The organism is Streptomyces minutiscleroticus, assembly GCF_014650875.1.
GTDB lineage: Bacteria > Actinomycetota > Actinomycetes > Streptomycetales > Streptomycetaceae > Streptomyces > Streptomyces minutiscleroticus.
On sequence record NZ_BMVU01000005.1, the window covers coordinates 120989 to 137871 of the forward strand.

A 16883-nucleotide genomic window follows, 5' to 3' on the forward strand; every position below is an offset into this window, starting at 1 on the left:
GCACATAGATTGTCCGGGACCGTCCGGCCACGACAGCAGAAGGGGGAGGGCGATCGGATGCCGCAGACCGATGCACCAGGCACCGAGGAGACGCCGCACCGCACCCGGCTGCGCTGGTGGACGGAGCTGCCGCTGGTCCTCCTGGTGTACGGCGCCTACTCCGCGGGCCGTCTGCTCGCGCGCGGGGACGTCTCCACCGCCGTCGACCACGGCCTGGCGATCCTGCGCGTCGAGAAGTTCCTGAGCCTGAACGCGGAGCACCCGCTCAACCGCCTCTTCACCCGCGAGCCCTGGCTCGGCGTACCGGCCGACTTCTGGTACGCGTCGCTGCACTACCTGGTCACGCCGGTCCTGCTCGTATGGGTGTTCCGGTTCCGCGCCGTGCGCTACCGCGCGGCCCGCACCTGGCTGCTGACCTCGACGTTCATCGGTCTGATCGGCTTCACGCTGCTGCCGACGTGCCCGCCCCGGCTGCTGTCGGCCGCCCACGGGTTCGTCGACACGATGGCGCAGTACAGCGACTACGGCTGGTGGGGCGGCGAGGCGAGCGCGCCGCGCGGCCTGGGCGGCATGACCAACCAGTACGCCGCGATGCCGAGCCTGCACGTGGGCTGGGCGCTGTGGTGCGGGGTGATCCTGTGGCAGTACGGCGGCACGCGCCTGACGAGGACGGCGGGGGTCGTCTACCCGCTGGTGACCGTCGTCGTGGTGATGGGCACCGCCAACCACTACTTCCTGGACGCGGCCGCGGGCGCCGCGGTGATGGGCGCCGGGCTGCTGCTGACGCGGCCGGTGCTGCGGCTCGCGGACACCGCCCGGTTCCGGCTCGGGCTGCCGGCCGCGCCGGCCTCCGCGGATCTGTTCGCACCGGTCGCCACAACTGCCGCTCACGACGCGGGTTCACCGATTGTCGGTGCCGGATGCCACACTTCCGCGGGTGAGCGATTTCCCCGACAGCCCAAGGTCCGTGCCGTCGAGCAGGGAGCCGGTCCAGGAGCGAGTCCCGCCGACGCGGGCGGCGGCGCTGCGGCAGCGGCTCGCTGAGGTGCGCGGCCCGGCCGTGCAGCCGAAGCCGCTGGACGCCCGGGCACTGGCCGCGCTGGCCGCGAACCCCGGCTGCAGGCGCCGCGCGCTGCTGGACGGCGCGGGCGTGGACAAGACGGCGCTGGCGGACGCGCTGGGCGCGCCGTCCGCCTTCGGCCAGTCGCAGTTCGCGCTCGTGCGGGGCAATTCCTTCGAGGCGCGCGTGAAGGCGGACGGCGGCGCGGAGTTGCTGCGCCTCGTGCACGAGAGGCTGGACCCGGCCGCCGCGCCGCCCGGGTCCGCGGCGGTGCCCGACCTGTCCGCCGTGGGCCCCGAGGGCCGCACGGCCCGTACGGCGCTGGCGCTGCGCGAGGCCACCGGGACGGGCACGTGGGCGCTGCTCGACCACCCGATGCTCGCCCTGGACGTGGCGGGCTCGGTCGCCTTCCTGGAGCCGGACGCGGTGGTCGTGCACCCGGACGGGAGCTGGACCGTCGTGGAGATCAAGTCCTTCCCGATGCTGGACGGTTCGGCCGACGCGGCGAAGGTGGGCGCGGCGGCGCGGCAGGCCGCGGTGTACGTCCTGGCGCTGGAGCGGGTGGCCGCGCAGCTCGACCCGGCGCCCGAGGTGCGCCACCGGGTGCTGCTGGTCTGTCCCAAGGACTTCTCGAACCTGCCCGCCGCGTCCGCCGTCGACGTGCGCAAGCAGCGCGCGGTGACGCGCCGTCAGCTGGAGCGGCTGACCCGGATCGAGGAGATCGCCGACACGCTGCCCGAGGGCACCTGCTTCGCCCCGGACCTGCCGCCCGAGGAGCTGACGGCCGCGGTCGAGGCGATCCCCGCGACGTACGCGCCGGAGTGCCTCGCCGCCTGCGAGCTGGCGTTCCACTGCCGTGCGCGGTCCCGCGGGGAGGGCGCGGTGACGTCGCTGGGCCGCTCGCTCCGCGCCGAACTGGGCGGACTGACCACGGTGGACGAGGTGCTGGCGGCCGCCCACGGCAGGGCGGGCGACCCCGACGACCCGGCGGTCGCCGCGCTGCGCAGGGCGTCGGCGCTCCGGGCGGAGGCACTGGGGGGTGCGCCGTGCTGACCGCGCCCCTCGCTCCCGCGCCGGTACGCGTGCCCGGCCCCGCATCCGCACCCGTGCTCGTGTCCACGCCCGCACCCGCCTCCACGTCCGCCTCCGTGCTCGTATCCGCACCGGCGCCCGTGCCCGTGCTCATGTCCCGGTCCGTACTCGTCTCCGACCGCCGCCGGAGCCGGGCGGGCGCTCCCCCGCACGGGTGCCCTCCGGCGGCCGCCGCCCGCCTCCCCCGGACCGGGACCAGGACCGGGACCGGGAGCCGAACCAGGTCCACGCCGTACCCCGTCCGGGAGGGCGCCGCATGTCGCTGATCACCACGCTCGCCCGCCTCGAGGCCGTCAGCAGCGGGCGGGCGCAGCCCGCGGCCACCGTGCGGCACCGCCATCTCTCCGAGCACCCGCTGGTGTTCGTGCCGCTGACCACCGCCGGTGAGGCCGGCGCCCCGCTCGGGGCGCTCGTCGGCACCGACCGGGACGCGCCGCGCCTGCTGGTCGTGCCGCAGCCGCGCGACCGGGACCAGCGCTTCGCCTTCCTCGCCGAACTGGCCGACGTCGTCCTGCCGTACATCGACGCCTACGGGGAGTCCGTCGAGACCGCCGAGCGCAGCGAGACCGACCCGGAGACCGGCAAGCGCGTCAAGGTCGAGGTCGACCTGTGCACGGACGCCCCGCAGCTGATCGTGCCGAGCCGGGCGGGCCTGGACCTCGTACGGCTGCTGGGGCGCTCCATGCGGTTCCGGCGCACCGCGGAGCAGGAGCCCGAGGCGCCGCATCCGGCGCCGCCCCGGGTGCCGCTGCTCGGCCGGTGGCTGACGCACTTCGGGGAGCGGGCCCGGGTGCCCGGCTCCGCGCTGCTGCTCGCCTGCACGGACCTGCTGTCGCGGCACTGGGCGACCGGCCAGAGCAGTCTGGAGGACCAGCACCTGGGGGCGCTGCTCGCGTGGATCGACCCGCCCGGGGGCGAGTCGGGCGCCGAGGCGGCGCACCGGGCGGAGCGGGCGCGGGACGAGCGGGGACAGCTGCTGTGGCCGCCCGCCGGACCGGCCACCGACCCGGCGTTCGACAACAAGCTGCTGGCGCCCGCCATCGAGCGCTACGACCGCGCGCGGACGGCGCTCGCCGCCGCCGAGGACGGCGTCGAGGCCGACGACCGGTCCGGCGAGGTGACCGCCGCCGAGCGGCGCATCCGGGACCTGGTCGAGGGTTGTACGCGCCCCACCTGGGACGCGGTGTGGCGGAGCCTGGACCTGCTGCGCGCGCTGCCCGAGGGCGCGCACGTGGAGGACCGCTGGACCCGGGACCGCTGGTCGTTCACCGGGCACCGGGACCGCGTGCTCGCAGGGGAGCCGCCGCAGCCGCGCCGCGACGACGCGGTCACGGCCGCCGGCAAGCTGGCCACGCGCGAGCGCGAGCAGGCCCGCCTGGACGCCCAGGAGGCGCTCGACGACCCGCTGGTCATGGCCGGGCGGCGGCTCGCGGGGGAGGCGTTCGCGGGCGAGGTCACGGACGTCGTGATGGCGTACGGCGAGGGCAGGCGGCCGAGTCCGCGCCCGCTGGTGACGGTGCGCACCGACGACCGCCCGCACCTGGACGAGCGCGTGAAGGTGTACCGGTCGCTGGGCGGCAAGCCGCAGGCCGCCGAGTTCGTCCGGTACGAGGACGGCGAGGCGGGCGACGGGACCGGCGGGGGCGGGGCGCTGGTGGTGCTGCGCGTCGTCGACAAGATGGGCCGCGGCAAGGAGCCGGAGGAGGGGTCCGTGCCCGAGAAGGGCGACCGCGTCTGCTTCACGCTCTTCGAGCACGAGCAGCGGGGCGGCGCGAAGCTGCCCGACCCCGAGCGGACGCCCTGGACGCACGGCGGACCGCCCGTCGCGGCGGAGGGCCCGCCGGCGGCCGACCCGGTGACCGAGGAGGACCTGCTGTGACCATCCGCTCCGCTCCCGAGGCCGGCCGGGGCGCGGCCGCGCGGCCCGCCTTCGACCCGGGGGCCGAGGCCGGCCGGGCCACCGACGCGATCCTGCGGGACACGCTGCACGGCGCCCACCGCGGCGTCGTCGTGGACTCGCCTCCCGGCGCCGGCAAGTCCACGCTCGTGGTGCGCGCCGCCCTCGAACTGGCCGCCGCTGGGCGCCCCCTGATGGTCGTCGCGCAGACCAACGCCCAGGTGGACGACCTGGTGGTCCGGCTCGCCGAGAAGGAGCCCGGGCTGCCCGTCGGGCGTCTGCACAGCAGCGACGCCGACCCCTACGACAAGGCGCTCGACGCGCTGCCGAACGTGCGCAAGTCCGCCAAGGCGGGCGACCTCGCCGGGCTCGACGTGGTCATCTCGACGGCCGCCAAGTGGGCGCACGTCAAGAACGTCGAACCGTGGCGGCACGCGATCGTCGACGAGGCGTACCAGATGCGCTCGGACGCGCTCCTCGCGGTGGCCGGGCTGTTCGAGCGGGCGCTGTTCGTGGGCGACCCGGGCCAGCTGGACCCGTTCTCGATCGTGGGTTCGGAGCAGTGGGCGGGCCTGTCGTACGATCCGTCGGCCTCGGCGGTGTCGACGCTGCTCGCGCACAACCCCGAGCTGCCGCAGCACCGCCTGCCGGTGTCCTGGCGGCTGCCCGCCTCGGCGGCCCCGCTGGTGTCGGCCGCCTTCTACCCGTACACGCCCTTCCGCAGCGGCACGGACCACGGCGACCGCCGGCTGGCCTTCGCCGTCCCCTCGGACGGGTCGGGCCCCGACCGGGTCGTCGACGAGGCGGCCGCGTCGGGCTGGGGACTGCTGCAGCTGCCGGCCCGGCACACCCCGCGCACGGACCCGGAGGCGGTCCGGGCCGTCGCCCAGGTCGTACGCCGCCTCCTGGACCGCGGCGGGGCGGCCGTCTCGGAGCGCTCGCCGGACCCGGTGCCGCTGACCGCCGGCCGGATCGCCGTCGGCACGGCGCACCGCGACCAGGCGGCGGCGGTGCGCGCCGCGCTCGCCGAGCTGGGCGTCGCTGACGTGACGGTGGACACGGCGAACCGGCTGCAGGGCCGGGAGTACGACGTGACGGTCGTGCTGCACCCGCTGTCGGGCCGCCCGGACGCCACCGCGTTCCACCTGGAGACCGGCCGGCTGTGCGTGCTGGCCTCCCGGCACCGGCACGCCTGCATCGTGGTGTGCCGCGAGGGCGTCGAGGCCCTGCTAGACGACCACCCGTCCACGGAACCGGTCCAGCTCGGCGTCACCGTGAAGTTCCCCGACGGCTGGGAGGCGAACCACGCGGTCCTCTCGCACCTGGCGGAGCACCGGGTCACCTGGCGGCCGTGATCCGGAGAGACGGAGGAGCCGGGCGGCCGTGGTCCGGAGGGGCGGAGGAGCCGGGCGGCCGTGGTCCGGAGGGGCGGAGGAAGCGGGCGGCGGCCGTGGTCCGGAGGGGCCCTCCCCGTCCCGGGAGAGAGGGCCCGCGCGGATCGCGCCGATGGCCCGGACCGGGGCCCGAGGCCCTCTTGCGCCACCGAGGGACAATGGACGACGGCCCGCTCGCGAGGCGGAGCCGTCGTACCGTACGAGGAGGACATGTCATGGCGGAGCACACGCCGCGTCGCAACGAACCGCGGCTTCGCCCCGCGCCCCTGCTGTTCGAGCCGGCGGAGGCCGCCGCCGACCCGGAGCACTTCTTCGACCTGGAGTCGATCGACGACCCGAGGGCCCTGCTGGCCCGCGCCACCGAGCTGACCCACGCGTTCCGCGCGGCGACCGACCGCGCCGTGGAGTTCCAGGCGATCGCCGCCGCGCAGCTCGCCGACCCGCGCCGCTTCGACCGGCTGACGCCCGCCGCGATCGCGGAGCGCGCGGAGTGGACCGAGGACTACGCGAAGAAGATGGTCGAGTTCGGCCGCGACCTGATGCGCGGCACCGAGGGCCCGGGCCGCGCCGACCGGCTCTAGGCCCACCGGGCCCAGCGGGCTCGCCGGGTCCACCCGGCCGGCCGTGCCGAGGGCTTCGCGCCGTGCGGCCCTCCGCTCCCGGCCCGCCCGGTCTGGCATATGCCAAGTGGGCAAGATACCTGACACGACGTTCCTGTGTCCCGATTTCCCGCAACTCTGGGGAACCGTTCGCTCACCACCGGTAGACATGGACCCATGAGCAGCACACGGAACCCGGCAAGCACTGTCTCCCAAGTCCCCGGAGAGCCGTTTCCGCACCGGTACGACGTCTCGGACGTCACCCGCGAGGGTGCCGCCTGGCTCGCCTCCGCAGGAACGTATCCGCGCAGCACGCTCTCCCTCTGGGCCGATCACCCGTCCGCCCCCGTCGTCCTCCCCTGCGGCTCCGCGTTCGACGTGGTGAGCGCTCCCGCGATCTTCGGCCGCCGGATGCTCGACCGGCTGTGGAACGAGGGCCCGGGCTCGGGCCCGGTCGCCACCCACCGCGGGCGCATGCTCCTGTTCGCCGCCCCCGGCACCGCCGGGCGGCTGCCGTCCCTGCTGGCGTGGGAGGAGTGGGGCGCCGGCACGGGCGAGGGCCGCAGCCGCACCGTCCCGCCGCTCCTGTGCCACGGCACCGGCGACGCGGTCACGGTCCCCGCCCTGCACGCCGACCGCCTCCCGAGCCCGGCGGCGGCGCGCCCGGGCCCCGCGGCGGGCGCCCCCGCGGACTCCGCCTCCGCCCCCGTCGGCCCCTCGGCCGTCCGGCCGGAGTCCCGCTGGCTGGTCGCCCCGGACACCCGGCACCCCTGGCTCCCCGGTCCCGAGATCCTGCTGTGGGCGGCCGTCCGCGCGGCGCGCTCGACGGCCTCCGCGGCGGCGCGGATATCGATTTCTCGTCCCGCCGATCAGGGTGCTAAGGTCTACGACGTCAGCAGGCGCCGCTAGCTCAGTTGGTTAGAGCAGCTGACTCTTAATCAGCGGGTCCGGGGTTCGAGTCCCTGGCGGCGCACAGACGGTGGGAAGCCCCTCGCGAGAGCGAGGGGCTTCCTGCGTGCCGGGGCCCTGCGGCCCCCGTACGACCGGCCGGGGCGGGACCGCGCACGCACCCGCCCGGGGCCGGCCCTCCCGTCCGGCGCCTCGCCCGTCCGGCTCCCGGTGCCCGCCCGCTCCGCGCCGGCCGCCCGTCCGGCTCCCTGCCCGTCCGACGCCCGGCCGCTCGGGCACCCGTCCGGCTCCCGGCGCCCGTCCGCCGGGCACCCGGCACCCGCCTCAGCCCTCGGTCGAGATCTTCACCGTCCAGGCCCCGGAGGCCGTCCGGTCCTCCACCTCCACGCGCACGTTCCCGCCCGGCACGGTGAAGCTCTCCCCGACGCCCACCGGCGCGTCCGCGAGGGGCGGGTACACCGACTCGTTCCAGCAGCCCTCGGTGTCCGGGTGGGCGTCGAGCACCTCGATCGGGCCGCCGCCGGACGCGGTCCCGGTGCGCACCCGGTAGACGAGCACGCCCTGGGCGCAGGCCGCCGCGTCGTTCCCGACCGGCACCCGCGCCTCCAGCGCGATCGCACCGGCCGGCCCCGTGCGCACCACCGCCAGCTTGGTCCCGCGGCCGGCGCCGAAAACCTGCGCGCCCGCTCCGGGGAACCCCTCGCCGGCGGGGGCCCACGAGCCGGCGGACCAGGCCCCGGCGGCGCCGGCCCGCGCGGGCACCGCCCCCAGCGGCTCCAGGGTCAGCCGGGTGTCCCCCGGCCCGGTCACGCAGACCACCTGGCGCGGTTCCAGCCAGCCCAGCCTCCACTTGTGCCAGCCGAAGAGGTCCGGGGCCAGTCCGAACTGGCTGCCCATGAGGTCCCAGTCGCCGACGTGCGTGTCCCAGTCGCCCTTGCCGTCCTCGGGCCGGTGGTAGAGGTCCGGCAGGTCGAAGACGTGCCCGGTCTCGTGGGCCAGCACCAGCCGGTCGGGCGGGTGCTTCTCGAAGACCGTGACGACGCGGCGGATCTTCCTGCCGTCGGCCCTCAGCGGGGTGTCCAGGTTCACGACCTTGGTCGCGTCCGAGTCGACGCCCGGCGCGTCCGGGTCGGCGACGAAGTACACGACGTCGTAGCGCGAGAAGTCGACCCGCGCGTCGGCGGCGGCGAGCGCGTCGCGCAGGTACGCCGAGCGCCGCTCCGGGCTCCAGTCGCGCCGTATGGCGTACGCGGTCGAGGCGCGCGGCATGCCGACCCACCTGCCCAGCGGGTGCGGGCGCAGCGTGAACCTGCCGTACGAGGCGCGCTCGAAGTACTGGCTGGTCACGGGGAAGTGGTCGGCGGCCAGCTCGGCGGGCGTGGCCATCGGCACGGAGTCGGGGAAGGACAGGAAGACCATCACGGCGTCCAGCGCGCGGGTCGGGCGCGGATAGGCCGCGTTCCAGGTGTCCACGCCCTCGGAGTGGTGGGCGCCGGTCCGCTCCAGGGCACAGGCGCGCGCCAGGGGAACCGCCACCGCGGGGCCCGTGACCAGGGAGGTCGCGACGAACGCCGTCATCGAGGTGAACGCCGCCGCGGGACCCAGCCACCGGGGCCGCGTCCCGTCCCTGGTCGGCCCCTTGCGGGGGAGCGGACGCGGCACGTCGACCTCCGGATGCGGAATTCAGGACACCGCACCCAGCCTGTGATGGTTGGCTGGTCTATGCCTTGTTTGTCTGCACCGAAAGAGTGAGAACGGTCATACACGTAGGCATCGCGCGACACCCCGACCACTCACGGAACGTCACAATCGATCGGCAGACGAAGGAACCCGCCCAGGTGTGGGCAGAAACGATCTGCCGGATGCCCCGGCCGCCAGGGAACGGCGGCCGGCGGCTGGAAGGCCAGGAGGCCAGCCTCTATGATCGGCACACTTTCCTGCACGAATCACGGCCAGAACGGCCACCACCCCGGCCGGCCCTCCGACGAGACCTGTACGACGAACGAGTGCACTGCGGGAGCGAACGGTGAGCGGAACGTCCGATGGGCCGACGCCCGCGGCGGATCTCGTCCGGCCGACCGTGACGGACAGTAACGACAGGGCCTCTGCCGCCCCCGGGTTCCCGGACCGCTCCGGGCCCTCCCTCGGGGCCTCCTCCGGGGTGGCCGGGTCCTGCCCGGGGACGGACGCGGGCCCGGTCGGCGCCACGGGCGCCCCCGGCGGCACGGGCCTCCCCTCGGACGCCCCGGGGTCCGCCTACCGCACGGCCTTCGCCGCGGCACCGCTGGCGATGGCGGTCGTCGACCGCGACGGGCTGGTGGTCGCCGCCAACGACAGCATGGCCGCGCTGCTCGGCGCGGGCCCGGACGGTGTCGTCGGGCAGGTCGCCGCCGACCTGGTGGACCTGGCCTCCGACGCCCGCACCTGGCACGCGTACCGCGAGGTCCTGCGCGGCCGGCAGGCGCAGCTGCGCTGCACGCGCCGCCTCAAGCACCCCGACGGGCACTCCCTGTGGGCCCAGGTGACCGTCGGCCCGCTCCCCCCGGACGAGAACGCCGTCCTGCTCTCCGTGGCCGACGTCAGCGCGCGCCGGGAGCTCCAGGCGCGCCTGCGCCATCTGCGGATGCACGACCCCGTGACCCGGCTGCCCAACCGCACGCTGTTCTTCGAGCGCCTCGCGGCCGCCCTGGAGGCGGAGGCGTACGAGGAGGCCGGCACCGGCCGCATCGGCCTGTGCTACCTCGACCTGGACGGCTTCAAGGCGGTCAACGACACCCTCGGGCACCGCGTCGGCGACAAGCTGCTCGCGGCCGTCGCCGAGCGCCTGACCCGCTGCGCGGACGAGGCGGGCCGCTCCAGAGCGGCCACGCCGCTGGTGGCCCGGCTGGGCGGCGACGAGTTCGCGCTGCTCGTGGAGGACTCCACCGGTACGGAGCAGCTGGCGGATCTCGCCGAGTCGGTCCTCGCGGCGCTGCAGACGCCCTTCGACATCGCCGGGCAGCCGCTGTCGGTCTCGGCGTCGATCGGAGTGGTGGAGCGCCGTACCGCCGGGACCACGGCGACCGGTCTGATGCAGGACGCCGACACGACGCTGTACTGGGCGAAGGCGGACGGCAGGGCCCGCTGGACGCTCTTCGACCCCGAGCGCAACGCCCACCGCATGACCCGGCAGGCGCTCTCGCGCACCCTGCGGTCCGCCGTGGAGCGGGGCGAGTTCGCCCTGGAGTACCAGCCGCTGGTCGGCATGGAGGACGGCCAGGTGCGCGGGGTCGAGGCGCTGGTGCGCTGGCACCACCCGCAGTTCGGCACGCTGGCGCCGAATCGGTTCATCGCACTGGCCGAGGAGGACGGCTCGATCGTGCAGCTGGGCCGCTGGGTGCTGGCCACCGCCTGCCGGCAGGCACGCCGCTGGCACCTGGAGCACCCCGGCGTGCCGCCGCTCTTCGTCAGCGTGAACGTGGCGGTGCGCCAGCTGTGGGACTCCGACCTGGTCGCGGACGTGGCCGCGGTCCTCGCCGAGACCGGGCTGCCGCCGCACCTGCTCCAGCTGGAACTCACGGAGTCCGCGGTGATGGGCTCGGCGGGCCGGCCGCTGCAGGTGCTCCAGGCGCTCAGCGACATGGGCGTGCACATCGCCATCGACGACTTCGGGACCGGCTACTCCAACCTGGCCTATCTGAGCCGGCTGCCGGTGAAGGTGCTGAAGCTGGACGGGGCGTTCGTGCGCGGCTTCCCGTACGAGGACACGGGCGGGCCGGCCGGCCCCGCCGACGAGGTGATCGTCGAGGCGCTGGTCAAGCTCGCCCACCGGCTCGGCATCACCGTGACCGCCGAGTGCGTGGAGACCACCGGCCAGGCCGCCCGGCTGCGCCGCATCGGCTGCGACACCGGCCAGGGGTGGCTGTACTCGCGGCCGGTGACGCCGGATCGTATCTCCGCGCTGCTCGCGGCGGGCTGCCCGCAGCCCTGAGCCCGCCCGCGCCTCAGCCCTATGCCTTCGGCAGCCCGTAGGCGTCGGCGATCAGCTCGTAGGAGCGGAGGCGGACGTCGCCGCCGTGCGCGTTGGCGGTGATCATCAGCTCGTCGGCCCCGGTGCGCTTCTGCAGGTCGTCGAGGCCCGCGCGGACCTCGTCGGAGGTACCGAAGATCACGTTAGCGTTCCAGGAGTCGATGAACTCCTGCTCCAGCTGGCTGAAGGGGTAGCTCTCCGCCTCCTCCGGGGTGGGCACCAGGCCGGGGCGGCCGGTGCGCAGCCGGACCATGTTCAGCGCGGCGGCCAGCACCTGGCGGCGGGCCTCCTTCTCGTCGTCGGTGGCGAGCGCCGAGACGCCGATCAGGGCGTACGGGGCGTCGAGCACCTCGGAGGGCTGGAAGGACTCGCGGTACAGGTCCAGCGCCGGGATGGTGTTCTGCGCCGAGAAGTGGTGCGCGAAGGCGAACGGCAGGCCGAGCACGCCGGCGAGGCGCGCGCTGAAGCCGGAGGAGCCGAGGAGCCAGATCGGCGGGCGGTGCGGGGACTGCACGCCGCCCGGCGACGTGGCCTGGACCGGGCCCGGCACCGCGTGGATGCGGGAGTAGGGGTGGCCGTCCGGGAAGTCGTCGTCCAGGAAGCGGGTCAGCTCGGCGAGCTGCTGCGGGAAGTCGTCGGCGCCCTCGTGGAGCCGGTCGGTGCGGCGCAGGGCGGCGGCGGTGGCGCCGTCCGTGCCGGGCGCGCGGCCCAGGCCCAGGTCGACGCGGCCGGGGGCCATGGCCTCCAGCGTGCCGAACTGCTCGGCGATGACCAGCGGGGCGTGGTTGGGCAGCATGACGCCGCCCGAGCCGAGCCGGATGCGCCCGGTGTGCGCGGCCAGGTGCGCGAGGATCACCGCGGGCGAGGACGAGGCGACGCCCGGCATCGAGTGGTGCTCGGCGACCCAGTAGCGGTGGAAGCCGCGGGACTCCGCGAGGCGGGACAGCTTCACGGCCGTTCCCAGGGCCTCGGTCGCCGTGCTTCCCGCGCCGACCGTGACCAGGTCGAGCACGGAGAGCGGCACGGGGGCGCCGCCCAGCGCCGTGCCTCGGATCTCGTCGGGCGTCGGTTCCGCTGCCGCCACGGGGGCCTCCTGCTTCGTACGTCGTGGGGTTCCGTCGTACGAACAGGAGGCGGTCTCCGCTTATTCCCCGCGGTGTCCGGGCCGTCGCCCCCGCGGTGTCCGGGCCGTCGCCCCCGCGGTGTCCGGGCCGTCGCCCCCGCGGTGTCCGGGGCCGTTCCGCACGGGCGCCCGTGGCTACGCCTGGACCACCGGCTCCCTGGTGAAGAGGGCCCCGAGGGCCGGCTCGTGCACGCGGCGGTCCGCCAGGCGCAGCGCCTCCCAGACGGTGACCTGGTTGGCGGTGAGCACCGGCTTGCCCAGGGCCGCCTCCAGGTCGGCGACGTGGGCGGCGGTGTGCAGGGCCGTGTCGGGCAGCAGGACCGCCTCCGCGTCGGGGTGGTCGCCCCGCCGGGCCAGCGCCATGACCTCCTCCTCGCCCCAGGCGGCGACCTCCGCGGCCGTGCCGGCGCCGCTTCCGGTCGAGGCCACCACCTCCGCGCCCGCGTCCTTGAGGAACGCGGCGAACAGGGCGGTCACGTCGTCCGGGTACGTCGCCGCGACCGCGACCCGCCGCACGCCCAGCTCGGCGACGGCGTGCGCGAAGGCGAAGGAGGTGGAGGAGGCGGGCAGCCCGGCCGCCAGCGCCAGGGCGCGGACCTGCTCGTGGGCGCCCTCCCAGCCGTACACGAAGCTGCCGCTGGTGCACGCCCAGACCACCGCCTCGGCACCGGACAGCCGCAGCTCCTCGGTCCCGGCGGCCAGCCGCTGCGCCGAGCCCAGCTCCAGCAGGGCGTCGACCCGGTGCGCGTCCTCGCCGATGTCCGTGTGGACCAGCGGCAACCGGATGTCGCTCGCGATGATCTGCTCGATGCGCGGATAGTCGTCCTCGGCCGCGTGGCCCGGGTAGAGGATTCCGAGAGCCGTCATGCCCACCCTTCCTGTTCTTCCGGCGGTGCGGGCCCCGGTCGCCGCGCCGTCTCGTCGGTCAGCGCCTGGCAGGGGCCCATCGCACGGGTACCCAGTCGGCGCGGCGCGGCCCACATGGCGGCCTGATTGGCCGAGACGACCGGTATGCGCAGTTCCGCCTCCAGCTGCGGGATCACGTCGTAGGTGGGAAGGTTGGTGCAGCCGATGAAGAGGGCGTCCGCGCCGGGCGGGCCGGCCGCGCGCCGGGCCATGCCGACCACGTCCCGGCAGGGGACCCTCCGGATGCGCCGGATCGGCCCCGGGCGGACGCGTCCCGTGATCCGGACGCCGGCCTCGGTGAGGTACTCCTCCAGGGACCGGCTGACGGACAGGGTGTACGGGGTGACCAGGGCGATCCGCCGGGCGTCCAGCTCCTGGAGGGCCTCCGGGAGCGCGCCGGAGGTGGCGAGCGGACGGGGCGCGCCCGCCCGGGCCGTCGCCGCGCACGGCCCGCGCTCCCCGGCGGTCCCGCCGACGAAGCCGCCGCAGGCGCAGGCGTACGCGACGGCCCCGGGTGCGACGGTCCGCAGGGCGCGCACCGCCCCGCCGAGCGTCTCGTGCTCGCTGACCAGGCGCGCGAGGTCGAGGCCCACCTCCACCGGTACGAAGGGAGTGCGGGTGAGATGCAGCGAGATCCCGTCCGGGACCCGGCGCCACAGTTCGCGGTCGAGGGCGAAGTCGAAGGGGGCGACGACGCCCGCCCCGCGCTGCGGATGCGGCCCGCCCGGAAAGGAGACGTCCATGAGCGGGCTCCCGGACGGGTTCGGGTGCGGCGGACGCCGGCCGGCGTCCCGCGGGGACGGGTGTGCGGCGCTTGCCGGGACGCCGGAACAGGAACGGACCGGTACGGGGCCCCTGTTGACGACAGTGGGTTCGAATGCGAACGTGGTCGATCCGCGCGTACCGATCATTCCGGACGGCTTCCGGCCGGTGTCCCTCAGGCGTGTCACGACCAGAGAAGCGGACCCGCAGTGCGAAACGGTTTCCCCCCGACGACCGCTCCCGCCGGCCGGCGCACGGCCGGAACGACCCTCCTCGTCCTGGACGCCGACCCGCCACCGCGGCTCGGCCGGCTCACCGGCCGCGCCCGGATCGTGCACACGGACGAGGAGGGCCTGCCGCGGCTGCTGCCCACGGCGGACGTCCTGCTGGTGTGGGACTTCACCTCGCACGCGGTGCGCCGCGCCTGGCCCGGCGAGGGGCCGCGGCCGCGCTGGGTGCACACCGCGAGCGCGGGCGTGGACCACGTGCTGTGCCCCGAACTCGCCGCCTCCGACACGGTGGTGACAAACGCGCGCGGCGTCTTCGACCGGCCCGTGGCCGAGTACGTCGCCGCGCTGGTGCTCGCCATGGCCAAGGACCTGCCGCGCACCTGGGACCTCCAGCGCGAGCGGCGGTGGCGGCACCGGGAGACCCAACGGGTGGCGGGCACGCGCGCGGTCGTCGTGGGCTCGGGCCCCATCGGCCGGGCGGTCGTGGCGACGCTGAAGGCGCTCGGCATCACGACGGCACTGGTGGGACGCGTCCCGAAGACCGGCATCCACGGGCCGGCGGACCTGGACCGGCTGATGGCGCGCGCCGACTGGGTGGTGAGCGCGGCGCCGCTGACCGAGAGCACGCGCGGCATGTTCGACGCCCGGCGGTTCGGGACGATGCAGCCGTCGGCGCGGTTCGTCAACGTCGGGCGGGGCGCCCTCGTCGACGAGGACGCGCTCGCCGAGGCGCTGGCGAAGCGGTGGATCGCCGGAGCCGCGCTCGACGTCTTCCGGGACGAACCCCTCGGCCCGGAGAGCCCCTTGTGGGGGCTGCCGGGGCTGATCGTCTCGCCGCACATGAGCGGCGACGTCGTCGGCTGGCGGGACGAGCTCGGCGCCCAGTTCGTGGAGCTGTACGAGCGCTGGGCGGCGGGCCGGCAGCTGCGGAACGTGGTGGACAAGAAGCGCGGATACGTACCCGGACACTGAACGCACCGATCCTGGAGGGCGGGATGACCGGACTGGGCTCACTGACCGGCGTACGGCTCGTCGAGGGCTACCGCAAGGGCGAGTTCGGCCCCGTGGAGGTGACGGAGGAGGCGCTGCGGCGGGCCGAGGAGGCGCAGCCGGCGGTGAACGCCTTCGTCCGCATCGACGCGGAGGAGGCGCTCGCGCAGGCCCGGCGGTCCGCCGAGCGCTGGCGGCGGGGCGAGCCCGCGGGCCTCGTGGACGGCGTGCCGGTCACGGTGAAGGACATCCTGCTGCTGCGCGGCGGGCCCACGCGGAAGGGGTCGCGGGCGGTGCCGGCGCAGGGCCGCTGGGACGAGGACGCGCCGTCGGTGGCGCGGCTGCGCGAGCACGGTGCCGTCTTCCTGGGGAAGACGACGACGTCCGAGTTCGGCTGGAAGGGCGTCACCGACTCGCCCCTGACGGGCGTGACCCGCAACCCGTACGACGTGACGCGCACGGCGGGCGGCTCCAGCGGCGGCGCGGCGGCGGCCGTGGCGCTGGGCGCGGGGCCGCTGGCGCTGGGCACCGACGGCGGCGGCAGCGTCCGCATCCCGGCCGCCTTCTGCGGGGTCTTCGCGCTGAAGCCGACGTACGGGCGGGTGCCGCTGTATCCGGCGAGCGCGTTCGGGACGCTGGCGCACGTGGGCCCGATGACGCGGGACGCGGCGGACGCGGCGCTCGCGCTGGACGTGATCGGCGGCCCGGACCCGCGCGACTGGTCGGGCTCGGCCCCGGTCCCCGGCTCCTTCACGGACGGACTGGCGGGCGGGGTGCGGGGCCTGCGGGTCGCGTACTCGCCCACGCTCGGCGGGCAGGTGGCGGTGCGGCCCGCGGTCGCGGCGGCGGTGCGGCGGGCCGTGGAGCGGCTCGCCGCGCTCGGGGCGTACGTGGAGGAGGCCGACCCGGACTTCGCGGACCCGGTGGAGGCGTTCCAGGCGCTGTGGTTCGCCGGGGCCGCGCGCGTGACGCAGCACTTCGGGCCGCGCCAGGCCGAACTCCTCGACCCGGGGCTGCGGGAGGTCCGCGCGGCGGGCGCGCGCCTGTCCGCGCTCGACTACCTCGCCGCCGTCGACGTCCGCATGGACCTGGGCCGCCGCATGGGCCTCTTCCACCGGACGTACGACGTGCTGGTGACGCCGACGCTGCCGCTGACCGCGTTCGAGGCGGGGGCGGAGGTGCCGGCCGGGTCGGGGCTGCGCCGCTGGACGGGCTGGACCCCGTTCACCTACCCCTTCAACATGACGCAGCAGCCCGCGGCGAGCGTGCCCGTGGGCACGGACGAGGACGGGCTCCCGGTGGGGCTGCACCTGGTGGCGGCCCGGCACCGCGACGACCTGGTGCTGCGCACGGCCCACGCCCTGTACGAGGCGGGCGCGGCGGGCGTCGCCCCGCCGGCGCCGTAGCCGCGGGGGCCCGGGGGCCGCAGGCGGCTCGGCTCCGGCCCCCGACGATGCCGGGGACCCGGCCGACGTCGGCGTCGAGGAGCAGGTTGTCGCGCTCGCAGAAGAGCGCCGGGTCCACGGGCGGGGTGCCGGGGCGGACCTGTCCGGCGTCCCCGTAGCCGTGCGAGCGGTTCCCCAGCCGGGTGCCGGAGAAGGAGGAACGGCAGAGGCCGCCCGGAATGGACGTCGCGGTCGGATTCTCCGGCGGCGGCTCCGACGCGGCGGCCGGGAAAGCGCGTAGACCTCATTGCGCGTATTGCGTGTGATGGACGTCGCCCCCCAGGGGCAACGCGTTCCACAGCGCCTCACAGGTGATCGGCGCGCGGTCGTCGAGCAGTTCCGCCGTGCGGTGGACTTCCCGGCGCGGTGAGGGGACCCGGACATGCCGGTCCGTCATGGCCTCATGCTCCCCCGGCGGCCAAGGACGCCCCACTGGCGACAAGGGCCGAAATCGATCTGCATGATCC

13 protein-coding genes, 1 tRNA gene and 1 pseudogene are annotated in these 16883 nt (G+C 75.8%); 10 read left to right on the top strand and 5 right to left on the bottom strand.

Annotation, left to right across the window (positions count from 1 at the left end):
- The first annotated feature begins 57 nt into the window (after positions 1–57).
- The 7 genes from IE271_RS09180 to IE271_RS09210 all read left to right on the top strand — a co-directional run bounded on the left by IE271_RS09180 (position 58) and on the right by IE271_RS09210 (position 7015).
- Positions 58–1044 (top strand): phosphatase PAP2 family protein, encoded by a 987-nt coding sequence (locus IE271_RS09180; RefSeq protein ID WP_190189708.1) that lies wholly within the window; start codon positions 58–60, stop codon positions 1042–1044.
- On the top strand, positions 968–2113 hold the full coding sequence (locus IE271_RS09185; RefSeq protein ID WP_190189860.1) for a hypothetical protein: 1146 nt from the start codon (positions 968–970) through the stop codon (positions 2111–2113). The genes IE271_RS09180 and IE271_RS09185 overlap by 77 nt, the downstream gene beginning before the upstream one ends.
- 295 nt (positions 2114–2408) lie before the next feature.
- Positions 2409–4031 (top strand): hypothetical protein, encoded by a 1623-nt coding sequence (locus IE271_RS09190; RefSeq protein WP_190189709.1) that lies wholly within the window; start codon positions 2409–2411, stop codon positions 4029–4031.
- Positions 4032–4033: 2 nt separating this feature from the next.
- A complete protein-coding gene (locus IE271_RS09195; RefSeq protein ID WP_190189861.1) occupies positions 4034–5404 on the top strand; it encodes an AAA domain-containing protein in 1371 nt (456 codons plus the stop codon).
- A gap of 254 nt (positions 5405–5658) precedes the next feature.
- The gene (locus tag IE271_RS09200) at positions 5659–6024 is read left to right on the top strand and encodes a DUF8844 domain-containing protein (protein ID WP_190189710.1); all 366 of its coding nucleotides are present in this window, start codon (positions 5659–5661) and stop codon (positions 6022–6024) included.
- Between the two features lie 195 nt (positions 6025–6219).
- Complete coding sequence (locus IE271_RS09205) at positions 6220–6951, top strand: bifunctional DNA primase/polymerase (RefSeq protein ID WP_190189711.1); 732 nt, start codon at positions 6220–6222, stop codon at positions 6949–6951.
- Positions 6942–7015 (top strand) — tRNA-Lys (locus IE271_RS09210). The genes IE271_RS09205 and IE271_RS09210 overlap by 10 nt, the downstream gene beginning before the upstream one ends.
- 260 nt (positions 7016–7275) lie before the next feature.
- Here the strand turns inward: IE271_RS09210 and IE271_RS09215 are convergent.
- On the bottom strand, positions 7276–8613 hold the full coding sequence (locus IE271_RS09215) for a M6 family metalloprotease domain-containing protein (protein ID WP_373308736.1): 1338 nt from the start codon (positions 8611–8613) through the stop codon (positions 7276–7278).
- A gap of 364 nt (positions 8614–8977) precedes the next feature.
- Between IE271_RS09215 and IE271_RS09220 the strand changes: the two genes are divergently transcribed.
- The gene (locus IE271_RS09220; RefSeq protein ID WP_190189712.1) at positions 8978–10921 is read left to right on the top strand and encodes a putative bifunctional diguanylate cyclase/phosphodiesterase; all 1944 of its coding nucleotides are present in this window, start codon (positions 8978–8980) and stop codon (positions 10919–10921) included.
- Positions 10922–10940: 19 nt separating this feature from the next.
- On the opposite strand, the gene IE271_RS09225 is transcribed toward IE271_RS09220, so the two are convergent.
- The 3 genes from IE271_RS09225 to IE271_RS09235 all read right to left on the bottom strand — a co-directional run bounded on the left by IE271_RS09225 (position 10941) and on the right by IE271_RS09235 (position 13732).
- Positions 10941–12044 (bottom strand): LLM class flavin-dependent oxidoreductase, encoded by a 1104-nt coding sequence (locus IE271_RS09225; RefSeq protein WP_190189713.1) that lies wholly within the window; start codon positions 12042–12044, stop codon positions 10941–10943.
- Positions 12045–12218: 174 nt separating this feature from the next.
- Positions 12219–12950: a maleate cis-trans isomerase family protein gene (locus IE271_RS09230; RefSeq protein ID WP_190189714.1), complete on the bottom strand. Its 732-nt coding sequence runs from the start codon at positions 12948–12950 to the stop codon at positions 12219–12221.
- Positions 12947–13732 (bottom strand): maleate cis-trans isomerase family protein, encoded by a 786-nt coding sequence (locus IE271_RS09235; RefSeq protein ID WP_190189715.1) that lies wholly within the window; start codon positions 13730–13732, stop codon positions 12947–12949. The genes IE271_RS09230 and IE271_RS09235 overlap by 4 nt, the downstream gene beginning before the upstream one ends.
- A gap of 228 nt (positions 13733–13960) precedes the next feature.
- Here IE271_RS09235 and IE271_RS09240 point away from each other — a divergent pair, with 228 nt between their 5' ends.
- Both IE271_RS09240 and IE271_RS09245 read left to right on the top strand, forming a co-directional pair.
- Positions 13961–14953, top strand: a complete 993-nt coding sequence (locus IE271_RS09240) for a D-2-hydroxyacid dehydrogenase (protein WP_190189716.1) — start codon at positions 13961–13963, stop codon at positions 14951–14953.
- Positions 14954–14976: 23 nt separating this feature from the next.
- Positions 14977–16377, top strand: coding sequence for an amidase (locus IE271_RS09245; RefSeq protein ID WP_190189717.1), 1401 nt, complete (start codon positions 14977–14979; stop codon positions 16375–16377).
- Positions 16378–16423: 46 nt separating this feature from the next.
- On the opposite strand, the pseudogene IE271_RS09250 reads toward IE271_RS09245, so the two are convergent.
- Positions 16424–16813: pseudogene (locus tag IE271_RS09250) on the bottom strand (DUF3830 family protein); the annotation flags it as partial.
- Between the last annotated feature and the right edge of the window lie 70 nt (positions 16814–16883).

Bases quoted from the DNA above. Each gene is read 5' to 3' on its own strand.
- IE271_RS09245 (WP_190189717.1), top strand. From the start codon at position 14,977: ATGACCGGACTGGGCTCACTGACCGGCGTACGGCTCGTCGAGGGCTAC.
- IE271_RS09190 (WP_190189709.1), top strand. From the start codon at position 2,409: ATGTCGCTGATCACCACGCTCGCCCGCCTCGAGGCCGTCAGCAGCGGG.
- IE271_RS09200 (WP_190189710.1), top strand. From the start codon at position 5,659: ATGGCGGAGCACACGCCGCGTCGCAACGAACCGCGGCTTCGCCCCGCG.
- IE271_RS09180 (WP_190189708.1), top strand. From the start codon at position 58: ATGCCGCAGACCGATGCACCAGGCACCGAGGAGACGCCGCACCGCACC.
- IE271_RS09235 (WP_190189715.1), bottom strand. From the start codon at position 13,732: ATGGACGTCTCCTTTCCGGGCGGGCCGCATCCGCAGCGCGGGGCGGGC.
- IE271_RS09230 (WP_190189714.1), bottom strand. From the start codon at position 12,950: ATGACGGCTCTCGGAATCCTCTACCCGGGCCACGCGGCCGAGGACGAC.
- IE271_RS09205 (WP_190189711.1), top strand. From the start codon at position 6,220: ATGAGCAGCACACGGAACCCGGCAAGCACTGTCTCCCAAGTCCCCGGA.